This is a genomic window from Paenibacillus dendritiformis (genome assembly GCF_015845845.1).
Taxonomy (GTDB): Bacteria; Bacillota; Bacilli; order Paenibacillales; family Paenibacillaceae; genus Paenibacillus_B; species Paenibacillus_B dendritiformis_C.
This window is the reverse complement of sequence record NZ_LDIG01000294.1, coordinates 1-17,073: the sequence shown is the minus strand read 5'-3', so window position 1 is coordinate 17,073 and position 17,073 is coordinate 1. Positions and strand designations below refer to the sequence as shown.

Genomic DNA, 17,073 nt, shown 5'->3' with positions numbered 1-17,073 from the left:
AAGTCGCTCGATGCAGTAACGCGTTTTGAAATACGGCTCCGCGCAGCTGTGCATCTTTAAAACGGGCCTCCTGCAAGCTCGCCCCTGTGAAATCCACGCCAACAAAACCCAGTGGCTCCCAATCTAAAGAAGCGCCTGGTCCGTATCCGGCGTTACCCATAACAGCATCGAATATCGCCCCTTTCATCGAGCATCCGCTAAAATCGGCTCCATAAAGCAAGCTGTAGGTCAAGTCGATTCCATTCAACTGGCTTTCCTGCCATACCGTTCCTACTAAAACACAGCCATGCAAGCGACTGCGCTCCATCTCAATCTGCCGAAAAGCCGTATAGCGAAAATCCAGCAGGCTGTAATCTCCATCTGACAGTTGAACTTGGGTCAACGCTTGATAGCTGTACGCATATTCTTCTTTTTCCTCCAGCCATGACCGAATCTCACTTGCCTCCATGGCTCTGCGATCCTCGCGATACACCGATACGCTGTGATCCATGTATTCTCCCACACGAATCTCGAACATCTCTTCCCGCTCCAGCTCTTGAAACTCCGGCAAGCACACGGCCTGTTTCATCGCTAGGCGCATCATATTTACAATAAGTGCATGAACATGTTCTGCCGCCTCCAGCATGGCATGCTCCCATTCAAGCTCTGATAGGGACACATACTGCTTCTCTGCCTCCCTTCGCAATTGCTGCTGCAAATCGGCCCAATAGGCATAGGACCAGCCTGTATCCCATTCAAATCGGATCGGCTCAGGATCAAGCATCCATAGAGCATCCGAAGCCTCTACAAGATAAGCAGGTCGCTCCTCCAGCCATGTGGTACGCAGCATGGAGTATGTGATATAACCGATCTTTCCTTTTCTTCCTTGAATCTGCTCGTGCCGAATATCCCGGCAATACCCCCGAAAATCTTCGACACAGGCCTTTATCCGTTGCTCTTGTACCGCCTTGAACTTCAATGCCCAATCTCTACGGATCAGAAACCACGCCTGCTTCAAGACGGCCTGGGCTTGCTGCTGCGCTTACGCATTAGCTTCCAATCCGGCTCGCGTACTCCACTACTACCTATAAACTCTTGAAGCCATTTGCGCTGATTCCGGCTAAGCCGTTCCGCTGGATGGACAATTTTCCGTTTTCGATATCGTTTCTTTACCTGTTCCTCGGGAACTCCCTCTAAAAGGGAGATAAAGCGAAGAACACCTCCGCTCTCACCACAGAACCAGCATTTAAACACGTGGTCCTGGCTATTGAGCGAAAGATAGTATTTCCGCTTTTTCCGAGGCTTGGAATCTTCTTGACAGAATGGACATTTGCATAGAACTTCTTTATGGTTTATCGTTTTTCTATTAATGAAAAGACCATGCTCTTGCGCTACATTAACAATGTCAGGAAGCATGCTCTATCACGGCCCGAATCCGTTCTTCAGGGCTGGGAGGAAGCTGAACCTGCTCCCAATCCGGTGAGAGGATGATCTTACGAGTGACCGTATGCACCCGCTTCTTAGGTTCCCACCACTGCCATCTTTCATAGGCACTGACAGCTTGATCTACATGCTTACAAGCCCTTCCATAATGGCAAGCCGGGCAATCATGGGCCACTATAAGGTCATTGTTCATCGGTTCAACTCGGACCAGATAGACTCCGTTTTGTGAGGTTGACGGTATGGAGCAAATCAGTGACTTCCCATCTGTAAAGGCAATCATGCTGCATCACTCACTATCCGTACGGATTTTACAATTTTAAACCCGTTTTCGATTTCCATGTTTAATTCAAAACGCATACCGTTTTCAATGGATCTCACCTGTTCAAGCGCTTCTGGTGTTCTTGCAATGACGACTTCCTGTTCACCAGTAGTCAGATTTTCGACCTTCATTTTTGCAAAAGTAATTCCCCCTGGAGATGTACCCGTGGCAAAATCCAGTATCCTATACACCTCACCTGATGTAGCTGGTGATGGAGATGATTTCTTTTCTTCCGCGGTTGTGGGTTCATTCTTTTTCTCATCTTTTGCTGTTTTTCCCTTTGGCTTATTGGATGAAGCCGTAGGTAACATGCCTTCATTATTGATCTCAATTCGTTCAGCATTGTGCACAGTTTCAATTTCGCTCTCATCCATCATCCCAAGTCCGGCAAGCGATAAAGTAACACGCCGCTTCGCTTTAGTTTCGGCACGCATCAAGGCGTTTGCCATTTCGTCTGCGGTTAATGGGAGGATCTTTCCCGTGGGTACTTTGCGCTGCCTCATTTCATCCCAAATTTTTTCCTCTTTAGTCAAGGAGACTGCGCCAATAGATTCATCTATCCGACCATCCGGTGTTGTTCCGCGAGCAGTGACACAGTAGACATCACCGATTCGCTCACGATTAACGATTGTAATACTGATGGATTGAAGTTTGCGCAGTTGATCCGTGGCATCTCGCTTGGCATAAAGAACAAGTTTGCCATCCAATCTTAAATAGTCAAAAGGTTTAGTCAAGGGATTGAGTCCCAAACTTTCACAAACCTTGGTGTAATAGATCAATCGTTCTTCTGGTTTTAACGTAGATAAATCACCTTGTACGATTACCTTTTCCATGAGTGATAATTCCATTTTTTAACCTCCAACGCCTTAAAGACGTCCTGTGCTGTTTATACCTGCACAGAAGGTAAATTAAAAAAACGTCTCTACTTTCCTAAACTAGGAAAAAGAAACGTTTAATTATTTTTCATCTGTTTTTAAGCAGCTAACTCATTCTTCTATTTTTTATAAAAGCAAAAAAGCCGACTCCTACATGAAATAATCCATGCAAGAATCGGCTTTTAAAACACATCATTCAATTTTCAAGACACATACGTGTTCGCGGTACTGCTTTTATCAGAGCCTTTCGGTACTCTTCGTCCCTTGTCTCCGGCAAACGGAAGTTTCGGGATAGCGGCCATTTGCCTTTTGTCCTGCTTTTACCTCGCTTTCTGTCCTCATCGGGCAGAAGCTTGCAGGAAGAGGTACTGCATTGGCTTGTCCTTTCGGTACAAACGCCCTACTTTAGCTTTGCGAAAATCAAAACCGAAGTGGCGGGCAAAACTCTTGTCTCCAGCCATTTGGGAGTGTAGAGGTTAAGACGATTTCAGGAATATTATAACATAGGGCTTCCCTAGAAGCAATCATATGTTCCTAAAATTAACAAGCACATCATTATTTATCCCGCTACCTCATTAAATGAAGACGAAACTTCCTCTGGCAAACTGGTTTTTAACTGAAGATTAGATTCTCGAATTTTTCTTTCAATCTGTTTTGCAATGGTTAAATGCTCTTTTAAATACTGCTTCGCATTATCACGTCCTTGACCTATTCTTTCGCCATCAAAAGAATACCAAGGTCCATTTTTTTCAATAACACCTAGCTCAACTCCAAGATCAATAATGCTACCTTCCTTTGAAATTCCTTCCCCAAACATGATGTCTACTTCCACTTCTTTAAATGGTGATGCAACTTTATTTTTGACCACCTTGATTCGTGTCCGGCTCCCGATCATATCATTGCCCAACATAATTTTCTTCAAACGGCGAACATCCAGACGAATCGTTGAATAAAATTTCAATGCACGGCCACCGGGAGTCACTTCCGGACTCCCAAAAGTAACTCCAATCTTTTCCCGAATCTGATTGATAAAAATCCCTATCGTCTTAGATTTACTAAGCGATCCAGATAATTTTCTCATGGCTTGAGACATAAGCCGGGCTTGCAACCCCACATGGGAATCTCCCATTTCTCCTTCAATCTCTGCTTTGGGGACGAGAGCAGCCACTGAGTCAATAACCAGAACATCAACCGCTCCGGTACGAACTAAAGCATCCGCAATTTCAAGCGCTTGCTCTGCATTATCAGGCTGGGATATCAGTAATTCATTTATATTAACGCCCAAATTTTTAGCATATGTAGGATCGAGCGCATGTTCTGCATCGATAAAAGCAGCTTGTCCGCCAACCTTCTGCACTTCAGCAATCGCGTGAAGCGCAACCGTCGTCTTACCGGAAGATTCTGATCCATATATCTCAATGATTCTCCCACGGGGAAATCCTCCAACTCCTAAAGCCATATCAAGAGCCAAGTTCCCGCTGGGAACGGTTTCAAACTGAACATCAACATCTTCTCCCAGTTTCATAATAGCTCCTTTTCCAAAAGACTTCTCGATTTCTAGTACCACTTTTTCCAGCAGTGTTTTCCGGTTTTTTTCATTTCCCATGTTCAAGAGCCTCCTTCTACGAGCTTCTATGAGGATGAGAATATATGTTCCTACATGAATAAAGTACCACACATACGTTCTTATTTCAATATAATATAGGGAATTATTCCTAAGCCTATTTACTTATACCCCCATTCCCCCTCAACTTGTCTATAAAACCGATAGTCCTGCTTTAAATCAATGTCCAAAAGAAGTTTTGCATTTTTTAAAATATTATTCAGAGGCTTAACCTGAATTAACGATTCTGCAATAACTATCATAGGATGCGAAGAATGACGTAACAAAGGAACCAAATGATCTGTTTCTCCTCGAATAACGAGTATATTACGAGAATCCTTTCCTATCTCAACCCTCCCCGTAAAAGGAAAAGGAGCTAAATTTATTTGAAAGGCTTTTTGTTTATCTCGCATGGCACAGCAAAACTGAAAGAAAACTAACTTAGAGAGGATCTGTTCAATGGTCCAAGTTCTCCAAAACTCATGTGTCCATTCCAGGTTAAGGAGTTGTGCTGCTCGGGGACCGATTGTGTAGATGGGGATTGTGTTTTTATTTTTGAGAAGTAGATGTTGAATCAGTTTCTTTTCAGCCAGCATTCGCCGAATCTGATGTCGTTTCCATTGGAATAAACGGCCCATTTGTACACTTCCGATGCAGCCAATAAGTCCTATCGACTTTAGCCCTTCTGCTTCTGTAGCTGCCCGCAGTGGAGCATAGCCGGGCGCTGTCCCTTCCGGTAAGAAGGTGGGTTTGAATTGCCATTCATGGGTCATGGAAAATGGCGATACTTTCATGCTTTCGTCACTCCTTTTCTGGAAATGAAAAGGGGCAAAAATGCCCCCATCATCTCCGAGGTACGATTCTTCCGTATATGCGCTCTTGTTTTGGATCGACTCCACGGACGCGAACATAAACGATATCCCCACGTTTTACTTTGCCAAATCTAATGTGCGGTACAAGAGCATCAACGCCCCGCTCCAAGTTAACAAAGATTCCGTATTCCATTACACCGGATACTTTGCCCTTATAAGTTCCTTTCGCAATATAACGCTTCGTGCAATCCGGCCACGGGCTTTTTTCAGCCGCTTTTTTGCTTACTTTCACGACCTTGTTTTCTTTATCCAGCTCCACGACCTTCACTTTCAAGTGATCGCCAATGTTTACTTCTTCCCGGAGATCATCTATCCAGCCATAGCTATACTCCTGTACAGGCAGTTCCACAGTAATCCCGCCAATATCTAGCGTTAATAACTTAGGCAATACGGTACGAACAACCCCTGTGATGACAGCATCTGGCTCCAGCCATTTCCACGTGAGACCCTCCATGTGTTCCAGGGCCGCCTGGCGTGAAGCAATAAATGTATCCCCCTCGCGGTCATAGTTCACGATTTTGAAGGCAACCGGCTCGCCTAACAAGCGGCGGAACGCATGCGCATCCGTTGTTCCAGAAAACTCCTGTGGGATATAACCTCGGACGCCTCCAACCATTACTACACCACATAATTTATTGAGTTTTGGCTCAAGACCAATCAACTCGGACTGTAAAATCAGATCATTTTGCCGAGCGCTATAAATCTGTGCCCAGCCCTCATCGTATTCCCGATGCAGTACCTTTTCTTCCTGAAAACCTTCAATCAAAACTCTTTTCAATTCTTCACTCATGTTCTTAACCTCCATAAATTTGTTTTTTGGTTATATGAAAAAAAGCCTCATCGCTGTTAGCGGTGAGGGCCTTACTCAAATGGATCTTCTTCCTCTTCTGTATATGGATCAATGTCAGGTACTTTTTCAAAATTATCCTCTGGCTGGGCTGGGGAGGGTTCTGTTACAAATCTCAATCGTGATGCAGGCATTTCTTCACCGGTTCGTGCAACCGGCTCCTGATCGGGTTGTAACTCCTTGCCTTTAAATACGCATTTGAAACCTTTCCACCATAACCGCTTTGTATCCCATTCCCTCTGCTCTTTCCAGTTCCGAGGAACGAATGAACCTTTGCCAATTTTCGGCGGCAGCGGTGTTCCATCCTCCAGCAACTTCGCCACATAATGAAACTTTGGCAAACCATCCATCAACTGAGTATAGAAAATGCGATCCTCTTCTATTTCCGTATCACGATAGTTTTCCGGCAATAGATTGGGCAATAACAATTGCTGTTTAAACGTGCTTTGTCTGCTGATGATCTGCTTTTTTCCAAACTCCCGGCTAAATTCAAGAGCATCTTGAAAAGATAAACCACCAAAAGCAATTTTGTTTCGGCAGCTCGTCATAATGGATTGCTTCATCGCCTTGGCATTGATTTTCCCGGATTCGACTTCAAGTTGACCTAACGACTGGATTGCAAAGATCCCCGCCGTTTTGTATTCAGCGGCAATGGATAAAAATAGCTCCACGTCCGGGTTAATATACCGGGAGTATTCGTCCACGATCATAAAATGCGGGATGCGCGTACGCTCCGTCCCTGGCCTGCGGAATGTTCCACTCTGTAAGTGCATAACGACAAACTGGCCAAACGCATCACCGGCCTTACGTAATTTCCCCATGGCCGTATTAACTGCCAAAATCCCGCCTTCTGCAAAGTGCCGATCCATATCAAAATCGGATTGCCCCGTTAAGATCGGCTCCAGATGACGGTTAGAAGTCAGGTTCTCAAGCTGCGCACGAAGACCGATGACAAACTGCTGGTACTTCTCTTTTTGAGCACCCAGTAGCTCGGATTGAAAGAACTGCACTAAATCCGATTCGCCTTCCTTGAAACGCAGTTCCTGCACCTTGTCTTCCAAGAGCCGCTGATCTCGCATTGTGCGAAGTACATCGCCCAGGTTCACATCATCCAAGTAAAGCCGTTTTAAAAGCTTAGTAATGTTTCGTCCGGCAAGCTCCTGTACCGTAGCGAAAAATGCCTCCTGTTTCCCGAACATGGATTTCAACACGGTCACGGTCGCTTCGGCCACATCGTCTTCATCACCCTTCATCACCGGAAACCGGGCGCTTTGCTCTGATGTTGGGTCAATGTGGACGCACGGCATGTCCATCTCACCACACATTTCATTGACCATTGCTGCAACATCACCTTTTGGTTCAACAACCGATAAGCCGAGTGGAATCCCCTTCTTCTTCAGGAGAAGAAGCTGATAAATCATCGGCTTGAGTAAAGTCGCCGTTTTCCCGCAGCGCGTAGGGCCGACGACCAGCATATGTGTGAACATATCGCTACCCCCCCATTGAATCATGCTCTCACCTCAGTCCTTCATGGGAATTTCCTCGCCCAGATTTAGAACAATTTCCGTTTTTGTTCGAACAAACAGACCTTTAAAGCTGTTCCATCGATCAGCCGCCGTAGGTTTGACATGAACGAGCTGCTGCTTGCTCACATTTCCACGGCGATTTTTCAAGTTATGCTCGGCTCGGTAATTGGCAAAAGTAAGGAAAGTCGAAATAATAAGTGAAACAATAAAGACTGCATGGGCGGTTCCCGAAATTGAAATAGGAAAGGATGACTCGGTAGCAACGGCTTCTTTTGCCTTTAAACTCAAACCTATTCCTGCCCACAACAAACAGGCGAAAAAGTAGATCAGCTTGTTTTCCCGTTCCAATGTCCACCCGTACATGTAAATGAACAAACTGATGACGCTAGGCACCCATACCCACAGTAACGGCCCGTTTGGAAGGCGCCAATACAAAAAAACCCACCCGCTAAGAGTGAGCAAAAGCCAGATGAAACGTGTCATGCTTAAGCCCCCCCTTCAAAAAAATGCTTTTAAATCGATTCTCTAGGGATACCCACAATATCCACATATGCCGCACTTGATAACTCCTTTTTGTAGCTCTGCACTTCTTCTGCAAAACAAAAAAGAAGGATTCTCCGTCCCTCCCTTTGACTTGCTTCTAAGTTGTAGTTCCTTAAACATCGTTTTAAAATCATGATGTCACCAGTAAGCAGTTCAATTACATATGGCCCTCGTTTTCCCGGCTCTTGACGAAGGCCGTACAAGAAGCCGTATTTGCTCGGTCCTCGGACAGGTGACAGCTCCCCATAAGGTTCAAACAACTTCTGTAGCTTTAAAAACGTGTTTGAAAGGATGTAGTCGCGCGTGATACGAATACCCAACTCATCAAAAGGCAGCAGGTGCACTGGAATACCGCCCGTTACCAAGACCATTTTTTCAATGATGGATTCAAAAGCGCTTTTAACGGACGGGCTTTTGTAGTAAACCAGATAGCCCTTTACTTTCTTAGGACTCTTGATCTCGGCGATAATCTTCACCAAGGTTCTCTCCAAGGCATCCGGACGTAAGATGTAGATCATATAATCTCCTTGCTGCGTGGCGAAGCCGCCGACTGTTAAATTCCCACGGTTTAGTTGGTGTTTTCGCTTAATTGCGCGTGAGTCCATAAAATCGCCTTCCGGTATTCGCACATGAAGCTCGTTCGCGTCGGTAATATACTCCCGCTGATGCAATGAAAGCCCCAAATCCCTTGCTCGGTAGCTTTTCTTATCCAATCGCCCTGTCTTGATTAGCAAGCCCATCCCTTGCTCGGTCAATCTCACATAGGCCGCTACCACCGTTTTGCCTTCTTTCCTCATTCCATGTACTTGCGATACAATGAGTCCTTCCTTTTTCATAATGTACAGCCGTTTGTTCGCATATTTCACGTTGCCTTCAAAATGCTTCGTTGTAATTTGTGATTTCGTCATTTCTCGCAATTCATACAGTTCCTGCAAAATTGATAGATCACGTTCTGTCCATTCTCGTTTCCGCGGCATTCATCATCCCCCTTTTTAACTGGAAATTTATAAGGTTGCGCTTTGTCGGTCTAAGCAATCATTGGGCCTCCCTTCTTCGGAAGATGGCTGAGTGGTATAAGGGGTGTTCAGAGTCTAACGCTCAACTGCGTTTCGCGGTAGCCTCTTCACACCTTTTCGCTCTAACACCTGATCAAGCAAACCTGAAATCCCTTTTCCCAAAAGAAATTTACGGTATTTTTCAGATAAAAAAACGGGTTAAAATCAGGAGGGGGGATATTCAGGTTAAATTGAACCCGAAAAATCATGGCCATCCCGGTAATTTTTCTTCACTCTTTCAATGAGTTTTACTGTATTTTTTGGATTTGTTATAAAAACCTGGACATGATTTTTTTGCCTCACGTCCAGATAACCAGATTCCATAATTTCAATTTCTTTCCACGAGTCATCCCTAATAAATCCGGCGTATCTTACTGCATTAATAAGAAGTCTACGGTTACGATTGTCCAAATCCCGAATGACCAAGTTTCCAAAAAAGTGACAGATATAAATAAATCCATGTTCAAGACAACCAATCTCTTTTCCCATGATGGCTTCCATTGTGGAACGAATATAATAATCCCTTAATTTCGTGCAGAATTTATTTTCTTTGCTGTAGAGAGGCAGCATGCCTTCATAGGATAATTGATATACCGGAAATCCTTCGATCTCATACTGCCTAAATATGCACGGCGGATAGACGACTGGATCGGGATTCAGGCTTTCCCTTTCCGGGAGCATGTGCAGCCTCTCCGATACTAGCTCTCCAATCTTTTGAGACATCATCACGGAGTTTCGATACAGTTGTTCTAACTTCTCCACTTCCTCATTTTGAGACATAATTGACATTTACTTCACTCCTTTTTTTCAGTAACTTTTTATGAATTCTAAGTGCGGCAGAACGTCTTTTGTTAAGTGCTGCACTTCATATGAAGCGAATCAGTTCAACTGATTCAGAAAATCAAAAGGGTCTTTGGGCAGGCCCTCTTCCTTGGCTGGAGCTGGTTCATCATCTGCCAGCAAAGCTTCCAGATCGACTGATTCTTTTTTTACTTGGGACTTGAATCCGGAAAGTGCTACAGCGATGGTATCCGTCTTCTGGCTCCGCTCTTCCACTCTACGCTCCAATTCTGCAAGCTCTTCCGTCAACTTCGTCACGCTGTCCGGAAAGTTCAGTCCTGCAAAGACAGTGTATACCGTGACTTGCCCCGGCTGATCTCCCACGTAGGTAGCGACCGGACTTTCGTCCAGAATCGGCGTGCTCTCATGCAGGAACGATTGAATTTTCTCAACAAAGGCGTGAGTAAACAACCGCTTTGCAGTTAAATTATCAGCCACGATACTCACGGCGCTACTAGTTGCATCCTGAAGATCATAACCGGTAGACAATTCACCGTTAAGCACACTCTGCTTAATTGCTTCCATGTACGTCACTGGAGATGCAAGGTCAACTATCTGAGCAGGCAATACACACTTCCCGATATGCAAGCATCCACTCGTTTTTAGCATATTTAGCCATTCCGATGCATCAAAGTGGTAGCTACCATATGGTTTATAACTGGCCGTCACCGTGTTCAGATCATGAAGCAGCCTAGCTACGTGGCGATTGCACGCTTTCATGAAGTCCTCCACACTTTGGTTCTGATTTAGGCCAGTTTGAAACAGCTTTTCATTGTCCACCACTACGATAGCTCCCAACCCCTGCATCGCCCTCTTAATTACTTGCAGGCGCTGCAATGCGTTGTCGATCACCTTTCGACCTTCGTTTTTGCGCGGCAAGGTGAGCAGCAGGCCAAAGCGTCCCGCAAAGCCTATGGTATGTAGCATGCGGATCGCCTCGATGATAGCTCCAGTTCCCGTGCCGCCGCCTAAGCCACAGCAGATAAAGATATAATCCCGGTCGCTAAAGTAGTTCTGAATCGTTTCTGCAATAGCTGTTTTGTGAACATTAAAAGCTTCCTGTCCTAATTGAATATCTCTTCCTACTCCACGCTCATATCCGGCCAACGTGATTTTTTTGACATTCGGATAATCCGGCAATTTCCTTAAGTCCATCTCGTTGCTGTTAATGAGCAGCGCCGTATACGGTCGTTGGCTGTGCTTCGCAGATAACTTGATTCCCACACATGAATGTGCAATTGATGTTCCGCCCATTCCTAGCCCCAAAAAACCATATTTCAAACTGATTTTCATTTCCTTCCCTCCTTGTGTTTTCTCCTCATTTGTTCTTGCCTGAACTCAAGCAGTTCTTCACCAAGTCGGGATACGGTATATCGCTTGGACTTTGCCACTTCGGTAACGTGCACAAGCGCCGCTCCTTCTAACATAGCTGCGACTTCATCTAACAAATGACGAGAACGAATAGGTACTTGTTCAGCATTCGGATTGACCTTCTTATAGAGCATATTGGTCACCGTTTTAAGCTGCTCCTTCTGTACCGGCTTACCTGCTAATTTAAGCGCCGCCAAAACCCATAACATATTCTCATGTTCCATTGCCGCAGACAGAAGATCATTTAGAATAGATTCTCTTGTCATGCCCAAGGCTTTCCCTCCCTTCATCCTTTGAAAACAAAAAAAGCCTCACCATTTACGGTAGAGGCTAAAATCATTCAATCTTTTAAATTGGTACATGGAGAAACACAGCAGACACTAGAAAAAACGGAGCTAAGGGCATCTTTATCCCCTTACTCCGTCTGATAAATAGTAAGGCGTACAGGAATGCCCCGACCAACACAAATATCAAAAAAATGAATGCCAATTGCCAGCCTAAAGCTACACCGACTACAGCCATCAGCTTAATGTCACCGCCGCCAAATGATTCCCTTACAATCAAGGCCATAATGTATAGTAGTCCAGCTCCTGTTGCGATCCCAAGCAAATAGTAGATATAGGATTGGTCAGCATAGAACATCCTCAACAACAGGAAATAGATCAATCCGGCCAATACCAACTTATCCGGAATAATCCGCCATTTTAAATCTGTATAGGTGGCTATTCCCAAAATAATAAACAATGGACCCCATAACATAAAGTTCCCCATATACTCTCCCACCCATCTACTTTTTGTACAAACCAAAAAAAGCCTGCAACACTCTGTTAACGAGTATTACAGGCTTACAAAATATGCTATAATTAATCTCGGCACGATAGAAGGGCTTATATGGGCGGTCGGCGCATCTTCCGGAAGGGAGGTGATGCCTGTGGCGATTAAAGACGCTTTGACGATCATGATCAGTTTCGGTGCGCTGCTTATCGCGCTATTGACGCTGGTTGTGGCCATCGTCGTAGCGATTAATCAAAACAAAAAATAGGCCGCCCCCCGGCAAAGGTAAGCGGTCTATTTTTATAAATTCCTTTCGCTAAAGCCGTCCGCCCGGAAAGGCGGCTATTGTGCCAAGGAGTCGTGTATCCAGCACGACTCCTTATCTATCTTTATTATATGCTGATGCTTTTATGCATGCAACCCTTCCTACTTAATTAAACCATTCGGATGTATCCCGTTTCGTTTGCCAATCATCATACATACTTCCATAGATGGTTATTTTCTTAGTGAAACAAGATGATAAATCATTCTGTCCTGCGTGCATGGCAACGATTTTAAACGTGTATTCCCCGTCAGGTGCATGGATATCAGTATAAAATTTGCGTTCGTAAATGTCCAAAAATTTCGATTTGAAATGTTCTTCCGGCAGTTCCCAAGTTGCTGTTTTGTCATCTCCACCTGTTTTGACCAAACCTATGCTTGTTACGTAGTCGCCCCTGGAATCCCAAATATACACCCGAACCTCCGTTGGCCCCTTAAGCTCTGGCCCACCAATAGGTTTAGCGGTTCCCTCAAGCCCTTTCGGAACCTTGGTTTCCCAATCCGTTGTATACTTCGTGGATACTTTGATTTCGACACCGTAACCAGCTCGTGTAACCTCATTCGGGTTTAAGCCTTTTTCCTTTGCCCAAGGGATAATCTCCCACGATCCACGACTCTCCCGGTCTTCATCCTTTGGATTATCCGGATCCGTAGGAATCCCTTGTTTTGTATCCAGCTTAGCCGATACCGTCAATTTCTCATTGTACGTTACCGTTCGATATTCCCAGATAGGATCGCTATAATCAGTATAAGATTCTGTTGAGGTATGAGTTTTTCCATCAGAATCTGTCCATGTAACCGTTCGTGTTTTGGTTGGATAACCGATTATCAATGGATAGGTTACATCCCAATTGGCTTGGGGTCTTGTTGTATCACAATAAGCGTCACCACCTGTACTTGTTACGGAGCAGCCTGTAGTTGCCACGTTATTAGATCGGTCCTTATCCGGCTTCTCTTGTTCCGGATCAACATGAACGCTTAAAGTGTGAATCCCTGTATCTCCTGTCCATTTGAAGCCGCCAACGGTAATCGGAGTATTGGCTGGCATGGTTTTTCTTGTTTCATAGATCGTTTTCTTTCCATCTTGTACAAAGCGAATCAAAACATTTGACACATCTGTTGCCCCCACGTTTTTCACCTTTGCCGTCACGGTAGAGGACTGGCCTTTGTTTAGCGCAGATGGGCTGGCGGTAATGGATTGTGCGATCAGGTCATTCTCTGGCGCTTTACGCTCAATCAACCATTCACCATGAATCGTGTTGTTTTTATATGCTTCAGAAGGTGATTCTAACGCTCGATCTGGATGGTTCGGATTATTTATTGTTGCATCAACCTTAATATAATATTTTCCGGGTGAATCGCTGATTTCGATTTTACCTAGCATATAATTAAATTCCTGCCCATTTTTGAGCGTTGCAGGCAATTTATCGTTCATGGACGGAAGCGAAAATTCAGCGGTAACCGCTCCTCCCACCTTCACCGTCGCCGTCATGGGCATGCCACGCTCGTTTACGTAATCACTGGTTATGATATCCTCACCGTCATACCGGAATTTAACCCATAACTGCCCACCTTCGGTCAGCGTCAGTTTGGTGGGAACATAGTCCATCGGCTGTGCATCGGGTAGTTTGACGCTCTCAATTGCAGTGCGTCCATATCCATCGTCAATAATGATATCGACGTCTGTTCCAAGAACTCTGGAAATATTTTTAGCATTAATCTTAATAGAACCCGTATACTGCTCTTCTGAAGTATTTATCAATTTTCCATCAGTCAGACTAACAACTTTGCTTAAATCCGGAAATGCTCCTTTTGGAGCCGCAATAAGCCGAATGTTACGCTGGGAATAGCCTGAGGCAGTAAAACTGATATTTAGTGCATCTCCTTGTGTTACTTTCAGTGTGGGCCATGCACTCACGTTGAAATAGGCATGTCCTTCCGAACCCTTTTTATCGGTGTGGTCGAATTGAACGCCCATACGACTCACGATACCTGCTGTGCGAAGAAATTCATAAAAATCTTGTAGCTTATAGTAATACTCGTGCTCCTTACCATAATCAGTTCCACGTACCACGAAGGCATCTCGAAAATACTGTTTCTGTTCTTGTGAAACATTAGTCGGACAGTTTGACCATACGGCATCAAATAACTCTCCAACTGCTTCTTTGCTCTTATACGTCAGGCCAAATCCGTTTTTGTCTGAAAATTCAGGATCTCCTGGCTTTTCTTTTACAGCAAACACATCGTAATTTTCAATCACGTTGGTTTGACCATCTGAAAAGGTGAAAATACCTTTCCACTGATATAGCTTCCACGGGTTATCCGAAACTTTATCCCCCAATGCAGGAATATAGCCAATAAAATGTTCACCTGTCTTGCCGTATTCCCACGGATCAAGGTCCTTCACATACCTCTGTAACATTGGAATTCCTGCAGCAGTTGCAATAGTAGCTAGTAGCGCGAATAACATTAAAAATATCGAGCTTATCTTCTTCATTTCTTGCCCACCACCAGAAATAAATAATAAAAAGAGCCCGCGAACATTCGCAGACCCTTATATTTCATATAGGACTAAAAGGCTTCTTATTTGATTTCCTGAGCCAATTTCTGAACTTCAGACAATGGAGCTGCAGAACCGTTACTGCTAACAATTACAATAGCATCGTTGATGCTACCAAACAACGCCTCCAAATCCTCATTTCCCCTACTATCTAAAGCTACAGTATATCCTTCCTGCTCATCTCGACCTGGATAAACTTTTGCAAATGAGATATAAAATCTCCCTTCACCAATCTCAAGAGTATACGTTTTTCCAGCAATAAATTTTGTATTTCCGTAACTCCCACTTGCTCCTTCAGGCATTGTAAAAGTCAACTTTCCGTTGGACACCTTCATATTGTCTATGAACAGTTCCTTAGCCAGATCCGTGTATCCGTCCTTCCACTGAAAATCTGTGCTGTACATATTATCGTCGCTCGGCACCGGATCAGGAGCGGTCACTTCTTTCCCAGTACTAATGCTCACCAGCTTCTTGCTTTGATTCCAATTAACCGTTGCACCGAGTGCTTCACTGACAAAGCGAAGTGGTACAAACACCCGGGAGCCTTGAAGCCGAGCTGGTACATCCAATTTAACGATTGTGTCTCCAACCAATACGGTATCGGAATTAACTGGCATGCGAATCATCTTGCCGTTAAGCTCGACGTAAACTACCCGATCTATCCGGCTGCCGATTGTTTCCTTTTTATAATCAACCTTGGCCCCCAACGCCTCACTTACAAAACGGATTGGGATCAGCACCCGATTGTTCTCAAAATACGGCTTCTCGTCTGGGAACTTTACCGTCTTCCCGTCAACTTGAACAGTAACGTTGATTTTTGCAGCTGATACAGAGGAAACAGAAAAACCAAATACCATGAGAATGCTCATCAAAATTAAAGCTACTCTTTTTCTCAGAATCATATGATCATCTCCATTTCATATTTACGGGTATACACATACCCTTGTTATATTCTCAAAATCCGACGCACAACATAATTCCCATTATAATCCAACAACTATTTTCTCTCAATTGGTTTCAATCATTTCTCCCTCCTCGCTTTTGGATCTCTATAAAATACGAAAACTCCACCAGCATATGCCAGTGGAGTTGAGAAACTTAATACTTCATTTATAAATATCCCCGCGCGAACCAACAGCACGTACAAAAATTATTTTCTCATCATGATCTATCTCAAAAATAACCCTGTACGTACCTATCCTCAAGCGATATAAACCAAAATTCCCTTTCATTGGTCTAATATCTCCAACTGGCGGAACGACTAGCAAACCTTTTAATCCCTCAGCGATACGTTCTTGCATCGATTTTTCCTGTTTAGCTATGAATTTCAAAGCCTCTTTATGGTAGATCAACTTGTAAACCGAACTCATTTTTGGCGTCCTCCCCCGATAAAAAACCTGAAGCGCTCTTTAATTGTTCGGCTTCTTCTTTACTTAACGGCTCATTATCCGGTTCTAAACAATCTATATCTTTCCATTCTAAACCCTTTTTTTCAGAACGATCAATCAGGAATTGCAGGAAGTCAAACGCCGTATTTTGATCTTGCTCTTGAAGACGATCAACTAAGTTATACAAGTCCTCTTTCCGAATCGTCATGAAGATACCTCCAAATATTTGATGAACACAAAGCTTTTCTTAATTGTATCATATGCATTTAACTCATTAATCAAAAATAGCCCCTATTTTAGGGACTTTTTGATATGGAATTAATTTCCATATTTTTGGATACAGCTTCGCCACTGGATTAGTTCCATTATATACCTTCTATATGGAATATGCAAGTCATTTATTCGTATTCTTTGAACTTTTCAGTTTGGTCGAGGTATATTTTCGCTTATGCTAGAAAATGAGCCGTGCTCCAACACGACTCCCTGGACACTTACCGCTTTAAAGAGCGGTCGGCTGTGCAAAAGGTGGATCGAAATAGACCGCATTCCTTCGTTAGGGACGGTCTATTTCTTTGCATTCTGATTAATCGCTACGACGATGGCGACAACCGCGTCAGTAGCACAATAATTAGCCCACCAATACGGAAGTGCGAGAGCGCTTAAACCATTCATCTCTGGGCCGACTCGTTTCCGCGCTAGGTGGAATCTGTTTAACGTTCTAGTTGCTCCTTTTTGCTATGTCTTGTTCTTGCTGTTT

17 protein-coding genes are annotated in these 17,073 nt (G+C 44.2%); 1 reads left to right on the top strand and 16 read right to left on the bottom strand.

The window, feature by feature from the left end; translation table 11 throughout:
- The 12 genes from ABD76_RS28385 to ABD76_RS28330 all read right to left on the bottom strand — a co-directional run.
- A partial coding sequence (locus ABD76_RS28385; protein ID WP_242069865.1) for a pentapeptide repeat-containing protein occupies nt 1-958 on the bottom strand: 958 nt, incomplete at its 3' end.
- Between the two features lie 740 nt (nt 959-1,698).
- Nucleotides 1,699-2,589, bottom strand: coding sequence for a hypothetical protein (locus tag ABD76_RS28380; protein WP_197260208.1), 891 nt, complete (start codon nt 2,587-2,589; stop codon nt 1,699-1,701).
- Nucleotides 2,590-3,175: 586 nt separating this feature from the next.
- On the bottom strand, nt 3,176-4,222 hold the full coding sequence (gene recA / locus ABD76_RS28375) for a recombinase RecA (protein ID WP_197260207.1): 1,047 nt from the start codon (nt 4,220-4,222) through the stop codon (nt 3,176-3,178).
- Between the two features lie 119 nt (nt 4,223-4,341).
- The gene (locus ABD76_RS28370) at nt 4,342-5,013 is read right to left on the bottom strand and encodes a hypothetical protein (RefSeq protein ID WP_197260206.1); all 672 of its coding nucleotides are present in this window, start codon (nt 5,011-5,013) and stop codon (nt 4,342-4,344) included.
- Nucleotides 5,014-5,062: 49 nt separating this feature from the next.
- On the bottom strand, nt 5,063-5,881 hold the full coding sequence (locus tag ABD76_RS28365; RefSeq protein ID WP_242069864.1) for a S1 RNA-binding domain-containing protein: 819 nt from the start codon (nt 5,879-5,881) through the stop codon (nt 5,063-5,065).
- A gap of 71 nt (nt 5,882-5,952) precedes the next feature.
- On the bottom strand, nt 5,953-7,425 hold the full coding sequence (locus ABD76_RS28360) for a type IV secretory system conjugative DNA transfer family protein (RefSeq protein WP_242069863.1): 1,473 nt from the start codon (nt 7,423-7,425) through the stop codon (nt 5,953-5,955).
- A 33-nt stretch (nt 7,426-7,458) separates the two neighbouring features.
- A complete protein-coding gene (locus ABD76_RS28355) occupies nt 7,459-7,947 on the bottom strand; it encodes a hypothetical protein (protein WP_197260203.1) in 489 nt (162 codons plus the stop codon).
- Between the two features lie 29 nt (nt 7,948-7,976).
- Entirely contained in the window at nt 7,977-8,984 is a 1,008-nt protein-coding gene (locus tag ABD76_RS28350; protein ID WP_197260202.1) for a hypothetical protein, read from the bottom strand.
- 264 nt (nt 8,985-9,248) lie between these two features.
- A complete protein-coding gene (locus tag ABD76_RS28345; RefSeq protein ID WP_197260201.1) occupies nt 9,249-9,851 on the bottom strand; it encodes a hypothetical protein in 603 nt (200 codons plus the stop codon).
- A 90-nt stretch (nt 9,852-9,941) separates the two neighbouring features.
- A complete protein-coding gene (locus ABD76_RS28340; RefSeq protein WP_197260200.1) occupies nt 9,942-11,195 on the bottom strand; it encodes an FtsZ/tubulin family protein in 1,254 nt (417 codons plus the stop codon).
- Nucleotides 11,192-11,545 carry a hypothetical protein gene (locus tag ABD76_RS28335; protein ID WP_197260199.1) on the bottom strand — a complete coding sequence of 118 codons (354 nt, stop codon included), beginning with the start codon at nt 11,543-11,545 and terminating at the stop codon, nt 11,192-11,194. Before ABD76_RS28335 ends, ABD76_RS28340 begins: the two co-directional genes overlap by 4 nt.
- A gap of 76 nt (nt 11,546-11,621) precedes the next feature.
- Nucleotides 11,622-12,044, bottom strand: a complete 423-nt coding sequence (locus tag ABD76_RS28330; protein ID WP_197260198.1) for a prepilin peptidase — start codon at nt 12,042-12,044, stop codon at nt 11,622-11,624.
- Nucleotides 12,045-12,198: 154 nt separating this feature from the next.
- On the opposite strand from ABD76_RS28330, the gene ABD76_RS30100 reads away from it, so the two are divergent.
- A complete protein-coding gene (locus tag ABD76_RS30100; protein WP_242069862.1) occupies nt 12,199-12,315 on the top strand; it encodes a putative holin-like toxin in 117 nt (38 codons plus the stop codon).
- A 162-nt stretch (nt 12,316-12,477) separates the two neighbouring features.
- Here ABD76_RS30100 and ABD76_RS28325 read toward each other — a convergent pair whose 3' ends face one another.
- From ABD76_RS28325 to ABD76_RS28310, 4 genes are all read right to left on the bottom strand, one after another.
- Nucleotides 12,478-14,865 (bottom strand): CARDB domain-containing protein, encoded by a 2,388-nt coding sequence (locus ABD76_RS28325; RefSeq protein WP_242069861.1) that lies wholly within the window; start codon nt 14,863-14,865, stop codon nt 12,478-12,480.
- An 86-nt stretch (nt 14,866-14,951) separates the two neighbouring features.
- A complete protein-coding gene (locus tag ABD76_RS28320; protein ID WP_197260197.1) occupies nt 14,952-15,830 on the bottom strand; it encodes a copper amine oxidase N-terminal domain-containing protein in 879 nt (292 codons plus the stop codon).
- A gap of 204 nt (nt 15,831-16,034) precedes the next feature.
- On the bottom strand, nt 16,035-16,298 hold the full coding sequence (locus tag ABD76_RS28315; RefSeq protein ID WP_197259127.1) for a type II toxin-antitoxin system RelE family toxin: 264 nt from the start codon (nt 16,296-16,298) through the stop codon (nt 16,035-16,037).
- Nucleotides 16,267-16,524: a hypothetical protein gene (locus tag ABD76_RS28310; protein ID WP_197259128.1), complete on the bottom strand. Its 258-nt coding sequence runs from the start codon at nt 16,522-16,524 to the stop codon at nt 16,267-16,269. The genes ABD76_RS28315 and ABD76_RS28310 overlap by 32 nt, the downstream gene beginning before the upstream one ends.
- Nucleotides 16,525-17,073: the final 549 nt, after the last annotated feature.

Coding starts and splice junctions, on each gene's coding strand:
- ABD76_RS28380 (WP_197260208.1), bottom strand. CDS start 2,589: ATGGAATTATCACTCATGGAAAAGGTAATCGTACAAGGTGATTTATCT.
- recA (WP_197260207.1), bottom strand. CDS start 4,222: ATGGGAAATGAAAAAAACCGGAAAACACTGCTGGAAAAAGTGGTACTA.
- ABD76_RS28370 (WP_197260206.1), bottom strand. CDS start 5,013: ATGAAAGTATCGCCATTTTCCATGACCCATGAATGGCAATTCAAACCC.
- ABD76_RS28365 (WP_242069864.1), bottom strand. CDS start 5,881: ATGAGTGAAGAATTGAAAAGAGTTTTGATTGAAGGTTTTCAGGAAGAA.
- ABD76_RS28360 (WP_242069863.1), bottom strand. CDS start 7,425: ATGTTCACACATATGCTGGTCGTCGGCCCTACGCGCTGCGGGAAAACG.
- ABD76_RS28355 (WP_197260203.1), bottom strand. CDS start 7,947: ATGACACGTTTCATCTGGCTTTTGCTCACTCTTAGCGGGTGGGTTTTT.
- ABD76_RS28350 (WP_197260202.1), bottom strand. CDS start 8,984: ATGCCGCGGAAACGAGAATGGACAGAACGTGATCTATCAATTTTGCAG.
- ABD76_RS28345 (WP_197260201.1), bottom strand. CDS start 9,851: ATGTCAATTATGTCTCAAAATGAGGAAGTGGAGAAGTTAGAACAACTG.
- ABD76_RS28340 (WP_197260200.1), bottom strand. CDS start 11,195: ATGAAAATCAGTTTGAAATATGGTTTTTTGGGGCTAGGAATGGGCGGA.
- ABD76_RS28330 (WP_197260198.1), bottom strand. CDS start 12,044: ATGGGGAACTTTATGTTATGGGGTCCATTGTTTATTATTTTGGGAATA.
- ABD76_RS30100 (WP_242069862.1), top strand. CDS start 12,199: ATGCCTGTGGCGATTAAAGACGCTTTGACGATCATGATCAGTTTCGGT.
- ABD76_RS28325 (WP_242069861.1), bottom strand. CDS start 14,865: ATGAAGAAGATAAGCTCGATATTTTTAATGTTATTCGCGCTACTAGCT.
- ABD76_RS28320 (WP_197260197.1), bottom strand. CDS start 15,830: ATGATTCTGAGAAAAAGAGTAGCTTTAATTTTGATGAGCATTCTCATG.
- ABD76_RS28315 (WP_197259127.1), bottom strand. CDS start 16,298: ATGAGTTCGGTTTACAAGTTGATCTACCATAAAGAGGCTTTGAAATTC.
- ABD76_RS28310 (WP_197259128.1), bottom strand. CDS start 16,524: ATGACGATTCGGAAAGAGGACTTGTATAACTTAGTTGATCGTCTTCAA.